The 17,734-nt window shown below is 35.1% G+C and carries 10 protein-coding genes; all 10 read left to right on the forward strand.

Going from position 1 to position 17,734, the window contains the following annotated elements:
• Positions 1-20 precede the first annotated feature (20 nt).
• The 10 genes from Q4566_RS07165 to Q4566_RS07210 all read left to right on the forward strand — a co-directional run bounded on the left by Q4566_RS07165 (position 21) and on the right by Q4566_RS07210 (position 17,587).
• A complete protein-coding gene (locus tag Q4566_RS07165) occupies positions 21-956 on the forward strand; it encodes a 2-hydroxyacid dehydrogenase (protein ID WP_303419956.1) in 936 nt (311 codons plus the stop codon).
• A 21-nt stretch (positions 957-977) separates the two neighbouring features.
• Positions 978-1,436, forward strand: coding sequence for a DUF1801 domain-containing protein (locus tag Q4566_RS07170; protein ID WP_303419957.1), 459 nt, complete (start codon positions 978-980; stop codon positions 1,434-1,436).
• Positions 1,437-2,601: 1,165 nt separating this feature from the next.
• Positions 2,602-5,751 (forward strand): TonB-dependent receptor, encoded by a 3,150-nt coding sequence (locus Q4566_RS07175; protein WP_303419958.1) that lies wholly within the window; start codon positions 2,602-2,604, stop codon positions 5,749-5,751.
• A gap of 6 nt (positions 5,752-5,757) precedes the next feature.
• On the forward strand, positions 5,758-7,560 hold the full coding sequence (locus Q4566_RS07180; protein ID WP_303419959.1) for a RagB/SusD family nutrient uptake outer membrane protein: 1,803 nt from the start codon (positions 5,758-5,760) through the stop codon (positions 7,558-7,560).
• A 41-nt stretch (positions 7,561-7,601) separates the two neighbouring features.
• Positions 7,602-10,445: a SusC/RagA family TonB-linked outer membrane protein gene (locus tag Q4566_RS07185; RefSeq protein WP_303419960.1), complete on the forward strand. Its 2,844-nt coding sequence runs from the start codon at positions 7,602-7,604 to the stop codon at positions 10,443-10,445.
• Positions 10,446-10,466: 21 nt separating this feature from the next.
• Positions 10,467-12,188, forward strand: a complete 1,722-nt coding sequence (locus tag Q4566_RS07190) for a RagB/SusD family nutrient uptake outer membrane protein (protein ID WP_303419961.1) — start codon at positions 10,467-10,469, stop codon at positions 12,186-12,188.
• A 92-nt stretch (positions 12,189-12,280) separates the two neighbouring features.
• Positions 12,281-13,318, forward strand: a complete 1,038-nt coding sequence (locus tag Q4566_RS07195; protein ID WP_303419962.1) for a DUF5627 domain-containing protein — start codon at positions 12,281-12,283, stop codon at positions 13,316-13,318.
• 147 nt (positions 13,319-13,465) lie between these two features.
• Entirely contained in the window at positions 13,466-14,329 is an 864-nt protein-coding gene (locus Q4566_RS07200; RefSeq protein WP_303419963.1) for a bacterial Ig-like domain-containing protein, read from the forward strand.
• A 44-nt stretch (positions 14,330-14,373) separates the two neighbouring features.
• Positions 14,374-15,204 (forward strand): tetratricopeptide repeat protein, encoded by an 831-nt coding sequence (locus tag Q4566_RS07205; protein ID WP_303419964.1) that lies wholly within the window; start codon positions 14,374-14,376, stop codon positions 15,202-15,204.
• A complete protein-coding gene (locus Q4566_RS07210; RefSeq protein WP_303419965.1) occupies positions 15,194-17,587 on the forward strand; it encodes a metallophosphoesterase in 2,394 nt (797 codons plus the stop codon). Before Q4566_RS07205 ends, Q4566_RS07210 begins: the two co-directional genes overlap by 11 nt.
• Positions 17,588-17,734 lie beyond the last annotated feature (147 nt).

Raw genomic sequence — 17,734 nt, forward strand, 5'->3', positions numbered from 1 at the left:
TGAAACCGAAATCCATATTTATGAAAGTTCTCCATTTAGATACCAATCACGAGTTATTAATTAATCAATTAAACGCTTTAGGTTTTGAAAACCATGAAGATTATACCTCTTCAAAAGCCGAAATTGAAGCTAAAATTCATGAGTACGACGGTATTGTATTAAGAAGCCGCTTCACCATTGATAAAACTTTTTTAGATGCTGCGCGTAATTTGAAGTTCATTGGTCGTGTAGGTGCGGGATTGGAGAATATTGACTGCGATTATGCCGAGAGTAAAGGCGTGTTTTTAGTATCGGCGCCCGAGGGGAATAGAAATGCCGTTGGTGAGCATGCTTTAGGGATGTTACTTTCTTTATTTAATAAATTGAATAAGGCTGACGCCGAAGTAAGGGTTGGAAAGTGGTTGCGCGAAGCCAATCGTGGTATTGAGTTAGATGGTCGAACCGTTGGACTCATCGGTTACGGAAACATGGGGAAAGCCTTCGCTAAAAAATTACGAGGTTTTGACGTTGAGGTGCTTTGTTATGATATTAAAGACGGTGTTGGTGATGTCAATGCTAAACAAGTAGATTTACAAACCTTTAAAGAACAGGTTGATGTGATTAGTTTACATACGCCACAAACGCCACTCACTTTAAACATGATTGATGCTAATTTTATTAATCAGGTGAAAAAACCATTTTGGTTAATCAATACCGCACGCGGAAAAAGTGTGGTGACTCAAGATTTGGTGTCTGCATTAAAATCAGGGAAAATATTAGGGGCCGGACTAGATGTTTTAGAATATGAAAAAGCCTCTTTTGAAACCTTGTTTTCTACGGAACTACCTGAAGCTTTTAAATATTTAATTGAAGCTGAAAATGTGTTGTTAACACCGCATGTTGCGGGTTGGACGGTTGAAAGTAAAGAAAAATTAGCTCAAACTATTGTAGATAAGATTAAAGCGAAATTTTGTTAACTTTAAGGAAAACAAAATAACGTGCTATACAAAGCAGACTCTCCAGAAGATTATATCAGTCAGTTGCCCGAAGATCGGGTAGCACCCATAGAAAAACTTAGAGAAACTATTTTAGATAATTTGCCCGAAGGGTTTCAGGAAGGTATTCAATACGGTATGATTGCCTATTATGTGCCACATACGCTATATCCAGACGGTTATCACTGTAAGCCCGAAGAACCTTTGCCATTTATGAGTTTTGCATCTCAAAAGAATTCTATAAATCTTTACCATAGCGGTATTTATGCCATTCCAGAATTGTACGATTGGTTTGTTTCCGAATATCCAAAGTACAGTACATTAAAGCTCGATATGGGTAAAAGTTGCATTCGGTTTAAAAAAGTGAGCGCCATACCTTATGAGCTCATAGGGGAATTAGCGCGTAAACTTAGTGTTGCCGAGTGGGTTACAGTTTATGAAAAAGCGCTTAAAAAGAAGTAGTTTTTCACGCTGTCGTGGAAAAAATAGCTAAATAAGAAGAAACGTGTAACAGGAATTGGCGGATTATTTTTCAAATCGACAGCCTCTTAAAGCCTCCAAAGATTGGCATATTAAACAATAGGAATTTAACACCGACGATTATGGTTGTACCTTTTTGAGGAATGATGAAGGCGGTAACAAAATTCATCTTTGGGAGCCTACAAATGGTGCTTTGTTGTTTTTTTTACAACGTTTTCAAACTTTGAATGAAAAATCGATAAACAAAAAAATAACAACTTGAATGTTGCTTTTGGAACTGCTCAATGAATCACATAAATATTTGATGAAAATGCTAAAGTAGCCATTGGTTCTTGTGGTAGTATGGAGTTCTTGTCGTTTACTGTTTCTCGATTTTCAGTAACTTAATTTTGTTTATTCTTAAAGTGAATATTTCACACAAATAATTAAATTTGTTTTATTATTGCCTAATTTATGTGCTCAAAACTTGAGTGCTTAGGTGTAGAAAGTGCTTAAATTCCCTTAGGTAACGATTGTTGAGCTTTATGCTAACAAACGGCTTACTTTTTTAGTTAATTCCATATGTACATTCACTGTTGTTATGAATTCAAATTCGTAACCTAATACCATAGTTAAAAATTATAACTGTGCTATTAGGGTGCTGTTAAAAAAAATTTCATTTATAACTAATAATAGATGCTAGTTAATGAGTTTTCGAACTGTTAATTTAATTGAAGCTAGAAAGATGTTTTAAAAAATAAGAGATTTGGTGTTTTATCTAGCTTGTAGAATTTCTTATTGTTAGTTTATTTGTTAATTATCTAAAAATAAGTGTTTTAAATTTAGTTTTTCACAAATATAACTGAATTACGGAAAGTAAAATGGAATATTATTTAAACAAAAGTCTTAATAAATGTATTTTTTACATTTTATTTTATTAATATTGTCATGTCATGATTTAGAGAGTGCTTCAAGTCTTATTTATTTCATGTAAGAATTTTTAAAATTTTTCGATAGGTGAGTAGTCGTATTATAGTTATCAATAAAATGAATAACTTATCAATAACCTAACCAAGTTAGAGAAGTACGATAGGATTTAGAGTTTTAACATAGAATCCTAAATGAGCCTTTTAGTGACTAATTAAACAAGTATCAACCAGATTTAGAGATGAAAAAACAAACACCTTGCGCAAAGCAGCCTGATTCAAGTTTTAAGAGTGTTCTTAAAAAAGGGTTCTTCGTATTATTGATTTTTATTTTCCATTTTACCGTTTTGGCACAATCCAATTTTCAAGAAACCATCACAGTTAAGGGTATTGTAACCGAGGCCGAACTAGGTCCGGTAGTAGGAGCCAATATTATCGAGTTGGGAACTAGTAACGGAGTGATGACAGATTTTGATGGTAATTTTACTATTGAAGTAAGAAAAGACTCAAAATTAGTAATCAGTTATGTGGGATTTACCACCCAAACTATCGATGTTAAGGGCCGTAAGGAAATTAGTATTGAGATGATAGCAGAACTTTCAGCACTTGATGAAGTTGTTATTGTTGGGTACGGAAAGCAAAAGAAAGAAAGTGTCGTAGCCTCCATTGAGCAAATCGATGGTGAGGAAATACTGAAATCAGGAGGGGTTTCTACAGTAGGTCAAGCGTTAACAGGACGTTTGCCAGGTGTGGTTACCGTTTCATCTACAGGAAAACCTGGGGATGAAAGTCCAAATATCTATATACGTGGACAAAGTAGTTGGAATGGAGGAGGACAACCATTAATTCTTGTTGATGGTATAGAGCGAACTATGAATGATATTAATTCGAATGATATCGAAAGTATCTCAGTGTTAAAGGATGCCTCGGCTACTGCTGTATTCGGTGTAAAAGGGGGTAATGGAGTGATCCTAATTACCACAAAACGTGGTAAAAGTGGCGAAGCAAAACTTTCTGTTACGGCAAGTTCTGCATTAAAAACGCCATCAAAATTACCAGAAAAGTACGATTCTTATGATGGTATTTTAACCGTAAATGAAGCCATAGAGCGGGTTGCTTCGCTTGGTGGGGCATGGAGAGAATATACACCAGTTGATATTGTTGATAGGTATAGAAATCCTAGAAATGAAACAGATCGTTACGTGTATCCTAATGTAGATTGGGTAGATGTTACTCAAAAGGATTTTGCTATGGATCATAACGTAAATCTTTCCGTGCGTGGTGGTACCGATGCTGTAAAATACTTTGGAGGTCTTGGTTATCAGCATGTGGGTGATATATTTGATGGAGCTTCTTTTGATAACGGAAGAGATTATGCGCCTAGTTTTGATTATAATCGTTTTAACTTTAGAAGTAATATAGATTTTGATGTTTCCAAAACAACCCGATTATCTGTAAACCTCTCTGGGTATTATGGTGTTCAAAATGGTAATGAAGCAGATAGTCAGTTGCTATATAGTAGTATCTATAATTTAGCACCTAGTTTGTATTATCCTATATTTCCTGACGGAACGTATGGGCGTACCGTTGTAGAAAATTATGAGCTTGCTAACCCTGCGGTTTTATTATCTGCAAAAGGTGCAACTAAGAATCATAGAGTTCAATTAAATACAGATTTTATACTTAATCAAAAATTAGATTTCATAACCGAGGGACTTTCTATGAAAGCTTCTTTTTCCTATGATAATAATTTTAGAGGAGAAGCTGGTATAAATGAAGGCGGTCCTGATGGTGGTGATAATGTTATTTATAAAGTTTACCTAAGTGATGGAACCGAACAAATAGTAGCACCTCCAGGGACGAATCAATTTGACTACGTGGTGCAGCCTTGGACTAGAGAACCTCTTGATATACAGGACTGGGAAACCAGTAGAAGGCTATTTTATCTGTTTTCATTAAATTATGATAAAACATTTGCTGAAAAACACACTGTTGGACTTTTAGGTTTAATGAATAGAGAAGAATATGCTATTGGTGATATGGCGCCAAGATATAGAGAAGATTGGGTGGCTAGACTAGTTTATAATTATGATAATCGTTATTTTCTAGATGTGAATGGGGCTTATAATGGTTCTGAAAAATTTGGACCTGACTATAAGTTTGACTTTTTCCCTTCTGCCGCTGTCGGCTGGACTATTACTAACGAATCTTTTATGGAAAACGTGTCGTGGTTAAATAAGTTAAAGCTACGTGGTTCTTATGGACTCGTTGGTAATGATGAGGCTGGGAGTAGATGGTCTTATGTTTCTCAATGGGAGAATGGCGGGAGTGCATATATGAATAATGCAGCGCTCTATGCAGAAAATTCGCCATATACTTATTATAAAGAGGCTGTTATTGGGAATCCAGATTTGCGATGGGAAACTTCTAAAAAAGCTAATATTGGACTAGAAATAGGTGTTTTTCAAAACATGTTTTCTGTAAACCTGGATGTTTTTCAAGAAGATAGATTTGATATTATAATTCCAGCGTACGATAGAAGCGTGCCTGCATTCTTTGGTTTTGATCCAGCAGATAAGAACCTAGGAGAAACAAGAGTAAAAGGTATGGAGGCTACTTTAAATTACAGACAGCGCTTATCTGATAATTGGGATGTGTCGGCTAATTTTGCCTATGCAACAGCTCGAGATGAGATACTATACAAAGAAGACCCAGAGTTGAGACTCGATTATCAAAAAGAAGCTGGCTACCCTATTGGGCAAAACCAAGCAGGAATAAGAGGAAATATGTTGCAAAACTGGGATGATGTTTATGGCACTTTTCCTATGGAGAATAACCCAGGAGCAACAAGACCTGGTGCGTATGATATTATTGACTATAACGGTGACGGTGTGATAAATAATGATGATACCGTACCATATGGATATCCTACAAGGGCTCAGAACACGTACAATTTGAACTTAGGAGCTGGGTACAAGAAATTCACATTTATGATTCAGTTTTACGGTGTAAGCAATACAACGAAAGAATTTGTGGATAGAACCTTTTCAGTGGATACACCGCTCTTTTTTGAAGACAAATCAGATTACTGGAGTGTTAGTAATCCTGATGGAACACATGTGCTTCCATCTTACGGAGGGGTTTCTGGAGGTTCAGACCCTTACAGAAACTGGTATGATGCCTCGTTTGTTAGATTACAAAATGTTGAGTTTGCCTATACTTTTGGTTCAGATAATGGTAGTCAATATAGAGTGTTTTTAAGCGGTAACAACCTCGCCTTCTGGTCGGATCTTCCTGATGATAGAGAGTTCAATTCTGGAAATCAAGCGGCATCTAGAGGTGATTATCCAACATTTAAAAGAATGAATTTAGGAGTAACAATTAATTTTTAAGAAAAAATGAGAAATTTATACAAAGTAATAGGTTTACTATGTCTTATAGGAGTTATAAATTCTTGTGAAGACTATCTAGACAAGCCATTAGATACCGATCTTTCTGTAAACGAAGTTTTTAAAAACTTTGAGAATTCACAGGGTTTTGTCGAAGAAATGTATGCAATGATCGTTGATTATTCATTGGCTTTTTACGCTAATTATCCTTACTACGGCGAAGACTCTGTTGGTGTTGAAACCTGGATTTTTGATTATTCTATTGATGAAGGGCGCTATTGGGATTGGCAAGGAGGAACCTTCAATTATTTTAGTGGAGGATTTAATACCAATTCGGGAATCCCTTTTGATAGAAGTTCGATATGGCCAAGCAGTTGGGCAGGTATAAGAAAGGCTAACATTGTTATTGAAAACGCAGAGGAATTAATGTTAGATGCTACTCAGCAAGAAAAAGACGCTATTTTAGGTCAAGCTTATTTTTTTAGAGCATTTTTTCACCATGAAATCATGAAGTTTTGGGGGCCTATGCCTTACATCGATCGTGTGTTAGTGGATGACTGGAGAATAGAAAGACCTACAGAATGGTCTGAAACAGCATTGAAAATTGACAAAGACTTTGATCAAGCCATTGCACTGTTACCAGAACATTGGGATGATGATAGTTGGGGGCCAGGTAAAGAGACTAGTGGAAAAAATCTTTTTAGAATAACCAAAGGTGCAGCATTAGCCTTAAAGGGAAAGAATCTGTTATTTGCAGCCAGCCCATTAATGCAAAATAGCGATGATACCTACGGGTATGATGCAGAACTTTGTAAGCAAGCAGCAGAGGCATTTGCTAAAGTTATACAGATTCCAAGTTACCAACTACAAGAGTGGGATACTTATGAAGATGTGTTTTATGATCCTAATGGACTTTACCCTGATTCTACCGAGTATATTTTTGGTCAAGCAGGCTCTGTAGGTTGGTTTGGTGCGTATTTAGGTGATTCTTGGCAATTGGGAGCTCTTAATGGTGCTAACGGAATTAACTCTCCAACACATAATTACATACATAATTATTTTGGTATGAAAGATGGATTGTCATGTGATGAAAGTCCGCTATATAACCCTAATGATCCATGGGCTAATAGAGATCCTCGTTTTTATAAATGGATTGTAGTGGATGGTGATCAGTTAATTGACAATTTAGGTGCTGCAACAGGCGAAGATGCAGTAAATAGATACGCAGAATTCTACAACGGAGGAGCACATAGACACCCAGGAAAAAGTAACGGAACTAGAACGGGATATGTTGCAAAAAAATGGTACCCTAAAGGGTTCAATAAATATGATAATCAATCTTTATTTTCATGGCGAATCCATGTGAGGTTAACCGATGTGTATTTAATGTATGCAGAAGCCGCTGTTATGGCATATGGCGTAAATGGAAAACCAGCAGGATTTAATCTTTCAGCTGTAGACGCCATTAATGAACTTAGAGAACGCGCTGTTCCAGATGGTAGTTTGAATGTTAAACCTGTAAACCTGAGTAGTGCTAATGTGTTTATGGAAGAGATTCGTCGTGAACGTGCTATGGAGATGGCATGGGAAAACCATAGATGGATGGATGTCAGACGATGGAAACTAGGAACCAACTTGAAATATAAACTAAAAACAGGAATACGATTTGACAGAAATGCAAATGGTAAACCTACTAATTTTGTAGAAGAAGTATTAAGAACAAAGGTTTTTAATGATAAACATTACTGGTTGCCTATCCCTCAAAACGATACCGAATTGTATGAAGGATTTCCTCAAAACCCAGGATGGTAACAATTAACATGTTTTTCTATATTAGATAATAACAACCAATTATGAAACACCTTATAAAGTATAAGAAACCACTACTTTGTCTAGGAAGCTATATGCTATTTTCCTTTTCACTATTAGGACAAACTCCGCAACAAACCGACTCTATTGCACAGGATAGTCTCTATTTGTCTTCTAAGGTAGATAAAACTCTTAATATGGGTTTTCAAACAGAAGAAAACAAAAGAATAGTAGGTGCCGTTTCTTCAATAGAACCAGACCAATTTTTGAAATATGATAATACCCAATGGGTAAGAGATGCCTTGAACGGAAGAATTACTGGACTTAAATACAGTGATAATATTCGCGGTTTAGGTGATGCTATGATCGTTGTAGATGGTATTCCAGGAAGGTCGATTGACCTGTTAAATATGGAGGAAATCCAAGAGATAACCGTCTTGAAAGATGCTAGTGCCTCGGCTCTATATGGGTCTATGGCAAAGAATGGGGTTATCATTGTAACGACAAAGCGTGGTACTGAAAAAACCGAATTTAACATAACTGCAAGTAGTGGTATTAAGACCCCTATTTCTATGCCTAATTATCTTGGTTCGGCCGAGTATATGCAGTTTTATAACGAAGCTCGCGATAATGACGGCTTGTCTGCAAGCTTTTCAGATGACGAGATTTTAAACTTTAGTAGTGGGAATAACCCCTACAGATATCCTAATTATGATATGTATTCGGATGCAAATTTTAGTTCATTGACGACATTCTCGAATATTATCGGTGATTTTTCTGGAGCTAAAGAAGATACTAAATATTATATAAATTTTGGCTTTAAATCAGACCAGAGTTTGCAGAAGCTTAGTGAATACGACAAGGGAACATCGCGTTTTAATGTGAGAGGAAATATTGATTTTAGAATCAATAGCTGGATTACTAGTAGTTTAGACGCTATTGCGATAATTGAGTCAAACAAAAGCTCTTTAACCAACCTCTACGATGCTGGGCAAAATTTTAGATCAGATTTATACGCGCCATTGCTTCCGTTAAGCTTAATGGATACTGAAAATAATCCAGATTTAGTTGGTGTTTTAGAGGTAGCTAATAAATATAATGGATTTATTTTAGGTGGGAGTCGGTATTTTAATAACAATGTTCCAGTTGCATCTGTTGTGGCCGGTGGACAACAAACTAGTATATCCCGTATAAGTCAGGTAAATAATGCGATAGATTTTGATTTAAGCTCAATTACTGAAGGTTTATCCGCAAAAACTTATTTAAGCTTTGATTTTTATAATCGGTATAATTTAACAGTGAATAATAAATTCGCTATTTATGAGCCTACATGGAATGCTGATAACAAAATCACTAGTTTAGTAAACGTCGGTGATCCAGACCGCAAAGAGTTAGAAGAAAAAGTAAGTACAAATGTTTTTACAATAAGATATGGCTTTTTTGGGATGTTGAACTACGAAAAGCAAATAAACGAAGATCACTTTTTAAAAGCTTCTTTAGTTGGCTTTGCTAATAACACCCAGATGAAATCGGTAACACAAGTTGAAAAAAATTCGAATGTTGCACTAAGTTTAAATTATACCTATAAGGATAAGTTTCTGTTTGATGTAAATACTTCTTATGTTAATTCTATTAAATTACCAGAGGGTAACAGAGGTAAGTTGGCGCCTACTTTTGGCTTTGCTTATCTCATGTCTGAGGAGCAATCATTAAAGAACGTTTCCTGGTTAAATTACCTTAAAGTTCGTTCTTCGATGGGGGTTGTTTATTCTGATTTGGATATTCCGGGTTATTTTTTGTATGATGCTATATACCAGCGAAATGTGGGTAATTATTATTGGGGTGATCAATACGGAACCGGTTTTCAAAATGGTTTCACTAAAATAGAAAGAGGTCAAAACAATGATTTAGGTATGGAGCGTAGAACCGATTACAACTTAGGTTTCGAAGGGCTCTTTTTTAAGAAATTATGGTTAGAAGCTAATGTGTTCCGTTCGGTATTGGATGAACAAGTAATTAGGCCAGCTACAATTTATCCTCAATATTATAACCTTTTCCGTCCATACTCCAATTATGGTGTTGATAGACGTTCGGGATTTGAATTAGGTATTAACTATTCAGATAAATATGGTAACCTAGGTGTAGATGTTGGCGCTCGCGTGCTATATACTAATTCAGAAAGAATTAAAGTAGATGAAGTTTATGAGGATGAATATCAATATAGAAAAGGAACGTCTATTGATGCCTTTTGGGGTTTAGAATCTTTAGGCTTCTTCGGTGTTGATGATTTTAAGGCAGACGGTACTTTAAAAGATGGAATTCCTTCTCAATTTGGAGCGGTGCAACCAGGTGATTTAAAGTATAAAGATGTGAATAATGATGGTGTTGTAAACGATCAAGATCAAGTTGTTATTGGACGTTGGGATGCGCCATGGACTTTTGGGTCGGACATCAAATTAAACTATAAATCATTTACATTATTTACATTATTTACAGCTCAATATGGTAGTGAGGCCATGGCTTCAGGTAATTACTATCAGCCACAGGGTAATGATAAATACTCAGAAGTAGTAAGAGGACGATGGACAGAAGGTACTGCAAGTACTGCAACTTTCCCGAGATTATCGTCTATTGAAAATACTAATAATCATGGACAAGCATCAGACTTCTGGCTTTATGATAATAGTAATTTTAAAATTGAACGTGTACAATTGACCTTTGATTTCCCTAAATCATTAGTGTCCGATCTTAATATGGAAGAATTTAGTATCTATGCTAGTGGTGCAAACTTGTTAATGATTGCCAATAACAGAGATATAAAGCAATTAAGTTTGTCGTCCGAACCTTCTTATCGATATTATACAATGGGACTTAGAGTAAAGTTTTAACAAAATTAATAAAATCTAGACATGAAGATTATTATAAAATATACATTTATTGCATCGATTCTATTATTCTGTGTGGCGTGTAGTAATTTTGAACCCTTAGATGAAAACCTAGCGGGAGATGATATGTTAACTACAGATCCAGCAATGGCGGAAGGGTTATTGTTAAACACATATGAGAGTATGTCGAATCAATTGTTATTTAATGATACGGCTACAGACGATGCGGTTACAAATTATTTAAGCGGTTACCGTAGAATGGCAACTGGAGAGTGGAATGCTAATAATGCCATTTCTAGCAGATGGTGGCAATATCAACACGTTTTATACGTCAATGAATTTCTTAACGTCATTGATCAGGTTGAATGGAAATATGATGAAGAAACCAATGCACTTATAAAACAACGTATGTATGGAGAAGCTTTAGCTATGAGGGCTTTAAGACATTTTTGGATTCTTCAGGAACATGCTGGTATTGGCGCTTCAGGAAAGTTGTTAGGTGTACCTTATTTAACAGAGTTTCTTGATAAAGATGCTAATTTTAATATTCCACGACCAGAATTTGAAGAAACGTTAGAAAAGATAAATACGGATTTTAATGAAGCCTTAGATTATATCCCTATGGACTGGGATGGAGATCTCACAAAACAACCGACTCGTTATAACGGTTCAGATAATGATGTTTACCAATTTGTATTTGGTTATAACATGGATGGAAGAATTAATGGAAGAATTATTAAAGCTTTTCAAGCCAAATTAAACCTAATGGCTGCCAGTCCTGCCTTTTTTAATGGTGCTGGAGATTACTACGAAGAAGCCAGTAACATACTCGCCGAACTGCTTAACGACAATGGTGGTGTTGCTGGATTAAGTCCTTCAGGTCATTATAATTTTTATGATTTCCCTTCTGGTACACGTGTTTTTCCAGAAGTGATTTGGAGAGATAATGTAGCATCTACATATACCTGGGTTGAAAAACAGCATTTCCCACCTTCATTGAATGGAGAAGGAAAACTTAACCCATCGCAAAATTTAGTAGATGCGTTTCCTATGTTGGATGGAGAGCCTTTCTCAACAACGCATCCAAATTATAACCCATCAAACCCATTTGCTTATAGAGACCCGAGGTTAAAAAAGTATATTTTGTATAATGGTAATGATTTAGACGGCAGAGTAATTAATACTGGAGTTGGTGGTGGAGCTGATGAAATTGATAAATTTCAATTTCAATCTACTAGGTCAGGTTATTATCTTAAAAAACTATTGGATCCTACTGTTGTTTTTAGCAATAATGGTAATATATCGGCTTCTGAAAAAATGAACGTATACTTAAGGTATACCGATCTATATTTAATGTTTGCTGAGGCTGCTAATGAGCTAGGAGGTCCAGATTATGCGGTTCAAGGTATATCTCCAAGGGAAGTAATTGGAGCTATAAGGAGTAGAGCTGGAATTAGTCAACCAGATACGTACTTAGCTAATATGAGCTCTAAAGAAGACATGCGAGCACTCATTAGAAATGAACGTAGGTTAGAACTTTGTTTTGAGGGACATCGCTTCTTTGATCTACGCAGATGGAATATGCTTGATGATTTAACGGATATTATTGGATCTAAATTTAATGGTACTCAATATGATGAGTTTACGGTAGAACCAAGATTATATCCCGATTATGGTAATTACGCACCAATACCTCAAAGCGAAATAGTAAAATTTAATGCACTAGAACAAAATATAGGTTGGTAACAAATACAGTTTGTTACACAATTAAATTACAACATTTATTGTGATTAGAAATCACATTTAGTATAAACGAACACCTGTAAATTTTTCACTCGATGAATACAAAAAATATAGTTTTAATAGTTTGTGCGCTCATAGCTATTGGGTGCAGCAACTCTGATACAGATTTTGAGGATTTTGATGTTATTGCAACTTATTTTCCTTATCAAACTCCTGCAAGGACGCTTATTTTAGGCAAATATGATCAAGGTTTTAACGATGGCGATAATAATCATAATTTTGAAATTACTGCTGTGATGACAGGTGTACGAAGTAATGGGAAAGATAGAAGTATCTATTTTGAGGTAGATAATAGTCTTTTGGATAATGTGAAAAATGTGAAGGCACTTCCACCAGCTTATTATACTATGGAAAATATTAGCCCTGTTACCATACCTTCTGGAGATACTAAGGCGCGTATAAAAGTTCAATTACGTGAGGCATTTTTTAACGATCCACTGTCTTTCGGGGCTCAAAATACAACTAATTATGTCATTCCATTACGAATAACTAAGGCTGATAATATAGATTCTATACTCGTAGGAAGGAATGTAATTGATAATCCAGATAGGGTTAACCCAGCCGATTGGGATGTTTTACCAAAGGACTATACACTTTTTGGTATTAAATATATGAATAAGTTTCATGGACATTACCTGAGAAGGGGAGAAGATATGATTACAAATCCGATGACTGCAGTGGGCAGAACATACAGTAGTGAGTACGTAGTCGATGATGAAGTTGTATTGGTTGAGACCACTGGCTTTAATAAAGTTAAGGTACAAAACTTAGTAGGTAGAGATGATTTGCCAAACCCAGGCGAAATACCTCAAGGGATTGTGACTATGGAGCTTACGTTTACTGATGATGGTACCTGTACCATATCTAGTTTTGGTAGCGATCCATATGGTGTTACTGGATCTGGTGAATATGTAGAAGAAGGTGATGCATGGGGTGGAAAATCAAGGGATGTTATTTATTTAGACTATACCTATTTAGATCCAGATTTCTCGGAAACACATACTGTAAAAGATACTCTTGTCATTCGAGATAGAGCCGCAGTACTAGAGCAATTTGAAGTAGAGTTAAGATAGAAAAAGATATTAAAACTGAAATGAATTTGAATTTAATTTGTGCCAAATCAGCTAATAATGAATTTGTGATACAAATGGGTTTAACTGTAAACTCTTAAATTCTTGATCATTAAAATAATCAAACTGATGAAACAAACAATAAATCATTTGGACTTTAAATTTTCAACATTATTATTAGCACTTGTATTTGGAGTATTTTTTACTTCTTGCGATAAAGATGATGATGTGTCTACTTCAGATATCGATCGGGTATCTATGAAAACACTTCCGCAATTGGATTATGTACTTGGGAATGCTCTTAATTTATCTGGAATGGTAATAACTCTTGATAAGGGGGGTGATCTTATAGATGTTCCTTTTGAATCTTTTCAAAGTGAAGGTATTATCACTGAACCTGAAAATGGAGAAATATTAGACCTCACTGATGAATCTGTAACTATAAGCGTAAGTGATTCAGGAAAAGGTTTGATTCAAGCTATTAATGTGACTAATGAAGTTGTTGCGATGGAAATTAAGGAAGCACCTAGAACGGATTACTTTTATGGTGAGAAATTAGACCTAACTGATATGGTACTAACTTTTAGTTATGAGAATGGAGATAGCGAAGATCTTAGCTACGCTGAAGTTCAAAATGACATTGAAACTGTACCGGTTAATGGAGAAGCGATTTCATCAGATACAGATTTAACTATTACTCATGTTACAACAGGAATAACTGTCGTTCAAGAATTAAATCTCTCGAGATTTTTCCCTGTAAGTGCTGTGCTTGTAACGCCACCTACAAAAACGGAATATGCAGTAGGAGAACCGTTAGATCTTAGTGGAATTGTTATTCGTTATACTATGAGTGATAGTAGCGAAGTTAATATTGGTTTTGAAGATTTTGATGCATTAAAGATTGGAAGTACTCCTGAGAATGGAACTATATTAACTGCTGATGTTGTAGTAGTTAAAATTAAACATTTGCGACCTACAACTCTGGTAAGTATTCCGATTACGGTAACGCCATAGGTTACATCAAGAAAGGGGTTTAAGTCAATTTAATTGCTAGGAGTATGTATAGAAAAATTTTCTTATTATTATGCCTATTATCAGTCTCTTTGATTTATGCCCATGGAAGTTTAACTAAAAGAATAAAAGAGAAATCTATAGAAATTAGAAAGCAACCTAAAAATCCTAAGCTATATTTTGAACGTGGTTACTTGTATGAACAACATGAAGAATTTAATAAAGCAATAAAGGATTATTCCAAATCAGAAAAATTGGGCAATTCAGAAGCGGTTCTTTATTATAGAAAAGCACAAACCTATTATCATAGCGGTCATTTTTCGAAAGCATTAAAAGCTTCGAACAAAGCTTTGGTAAAAGATGGTTTGAATGTTAAACTAAATAAGTTACAAGGGGAAATATTAATTCAATTAGGAGCCTACCAAGAGGCCCTGAAGTATTATCGTTTTTTTATTGAAAATACTGTTGATACTAACCCTGAAGACTATATTGTTTACAGTTCTATTTTTTTGGGAATTGATAGTAGTAATTACGAAAAAGCAATTCAAATTTTAGATGCAGGATTAATAAAAATAGGGAAAGGTACTTTTACTTTACAATTAAAGAAATTAAAATATTTAGAGGCTTCCTCACAAGTAAATAAAGTTATAGAGCAATACAATTACTTCATTTTAAGTGCTTATAGAAAGGAATTTTGGTATTATAAAAAAGCAAAATACTTATTTGAAAACAAGAAAATCCTTGATTGTAAAATTGCAATTCAACAAGCGCAGACGGCGATAGTTTTGCTACCTGATAAGTTTAAAAACACATCTGGAATTAAAAATTTAGAAAACGAGATCAACAAACTTAAAAAGGAATTGTCAAATGAAAATTAAATTCAATCTATATGTGTTATTGGTTCTTATATCAACAATAACATTTGGACAAAACACGATTGATATCGTAAACCCTCCACAAACGGTGAATGCTGCTTCAAATGTGGATATTACCTTTAACTACACGGTAGATAAACCCGGAGGAGCGTATGCATATATCCGATTTAAAGTTGGGTCTAGTAATTTAACAGCCAATAATACATTTGTAAATCAAGGTTCAGGAACTTTAACCTTAAGTATTGAGATACCTTTGGGAACTCCTGAAGGTGCGGGGTATAGTTTTCAAGCGCAACTTTTTAATCACCTAAATCCTGGGGGTTGGGAAGAATTGGATACTAAAAATTATCCTGGAATTACTGTAGAACCTGAACCATCTCCAGGCGATATTGTTATAGCTCCAGGAGATAATTGGAAGTATTTTGATGATGGAAATGAGCCAGCAGGAAATTGGAAGATAGCTGGATTTAACGATGATTCCTGGGCTTTTGGAAATTCAGAACTTGGATATGGTGAAGGGGATGAGGCGACTATGACAAATAGTGGTGCATTAACTACATATTTTAGAAAATCTTTTAATTTGACAGATATTCAAGAAGATTTTGCATATCTGGATCTTACCGCTTTGAGAGATGATGGTATGATTGTCTATATTAATGGAACAGAAGTATGGAGAGATAATATGCCTATGGGGTCTGTTAACTATGATACTTTCGCACTAACTGCGGCAACTGAAAATATATGGATTAATAAAGTTATAAATAATTTTTTAATAGAAGGTGAAAATGTTATAGCAATAGAAATTCACCAAAATAGTGCAACAAGTTCTGATGTGAGTTTTAACTTTAGGCTAAAAGTTAGCCCTCAGGTTATTGCACAATTAAGGAGAGGGCCATATTTGCAAAAAGGAAATTCAAATGCTATTACCATAAAATATAGAACAAATACCAATACTGAAACCGTTATTAATTATGGCACTTCTTTAGGCGCCTTGAATAGTTCAGTTTCTGATGTGTCATTAAGCACGGATCATGAAATTGAGATAACAGGATTGTTACCGAACACAAAATATTTTTATGAAATTGCTAATAATGCTGGAGTTTATGTGCCAGAATCTGGTGATATGTACTTTAAAACAGCTCCTCCGGTTGGTACAGACCAATTTGTGAGAGCTTGGATTCTAGGTGATGCTGGTACTGGCAATCAAAACCAGAAAAATGTTCGCGATCAGTACTACGATTATGTATCGAATGCAAGTACTAACCCAGACCAAACAGATATGATGTTGTTTTTAGGGGATAATGCATACGACAGCGGATTAGATTCAGAATATCAATCAGCGCTATTTAATATTTATAGTTCTCAGTTGAAGAAAACAGTTGCGTGGTCAACGCTAGGAAACCATGACGGTTATTCAGCAGATTCTAATACTCAATCTGGCCCATATTATGACATCTTCACGTTTCCAACAGCCGCAGAATCAGGTGGTGTTGCCTCTGGAACTGAAGCCTATTATTCGTTTGATTATGCTAATATTCATTTTATCGTTTTAGAATCTTATACCTTGGATAATAATGCAACGCAAATAGCTTGGTGTACGCAAGATATGCAAAATACAGATCAAGATTGGATTGTTGCTATATTTCATCACCCGCCGTATTCTAAGGGTTCTCATGATTCAGATTCAGAATCTCAACTTATAAATATGCGAAATAATTTCCTCCCAATTTTAGAGGAAAATGGGGTAGATTTAGTGTTATCTGGTCATTCGCATTCTTATGAAAGATCCTATTTCATTAACGAACACTATGGAATGTCAAATAGTTTTGATTCTAATCAAAACACTATCGGAACTAATGGGCATTTATCAGGTAAAGCGGACACTTCTGATGGTGCATACGAAAAAGTACAAACTCAAAACCCTGGAGCTGTTTATATAACCACAGGATCCGCTGGTAAAATTTCAGGTGGTAATTTAGATCACAATGCTATGTTTAGTTCTTTAAACGAATTGGGCTCATGTGTTTTAGAAATCGAAAATGATGGTGGGTTGGGTCAAAACTTAACTGTTAAGTTTATTAATGACAATGGATCGGTGTCCGATTATTTTACAATTAATAAAACAGGGATACTACTTTCAATTAAATCAAATGCTATAAATAGTAATGATACAAAAGTTTACCCGGTGCCTGTAGTAGGTGTTCTTAATATTGAGGTTGACGCTGGTGAATCTTTAAAGGAAGTTAAAATATACAATGCCATTGGTGAACTTGTTAAAAAAACAGCTCGTAACCATATTAATGTGAATACCATCCAAAGTGGCATGTACTTTTTACAGATTATCACCGATAAGGGGGAATATTTCAAGAGTATCATTGTTAAATAACAACATTTAATACTTAGATTTTTTGCGAATGAAAGCTATCTTAAAAGGATAGCTTTTTTTATGACTTTTAGAGCGAAATCTTAACTTTAAAACTTACTTGAATAAAAACCCATCTCCCTTATGATTAAGGTCAATTACAGTGCTTAC

Source organism: Tamlana sp. 2_MG-2023 (assembly GCF_030548465.1).
Taxonomy (GTDB): Bacteria; Bacteroidota; Bacteroidia; order Flavobacteriales; family Flavobacteriaceae; genus Pseudotamlana.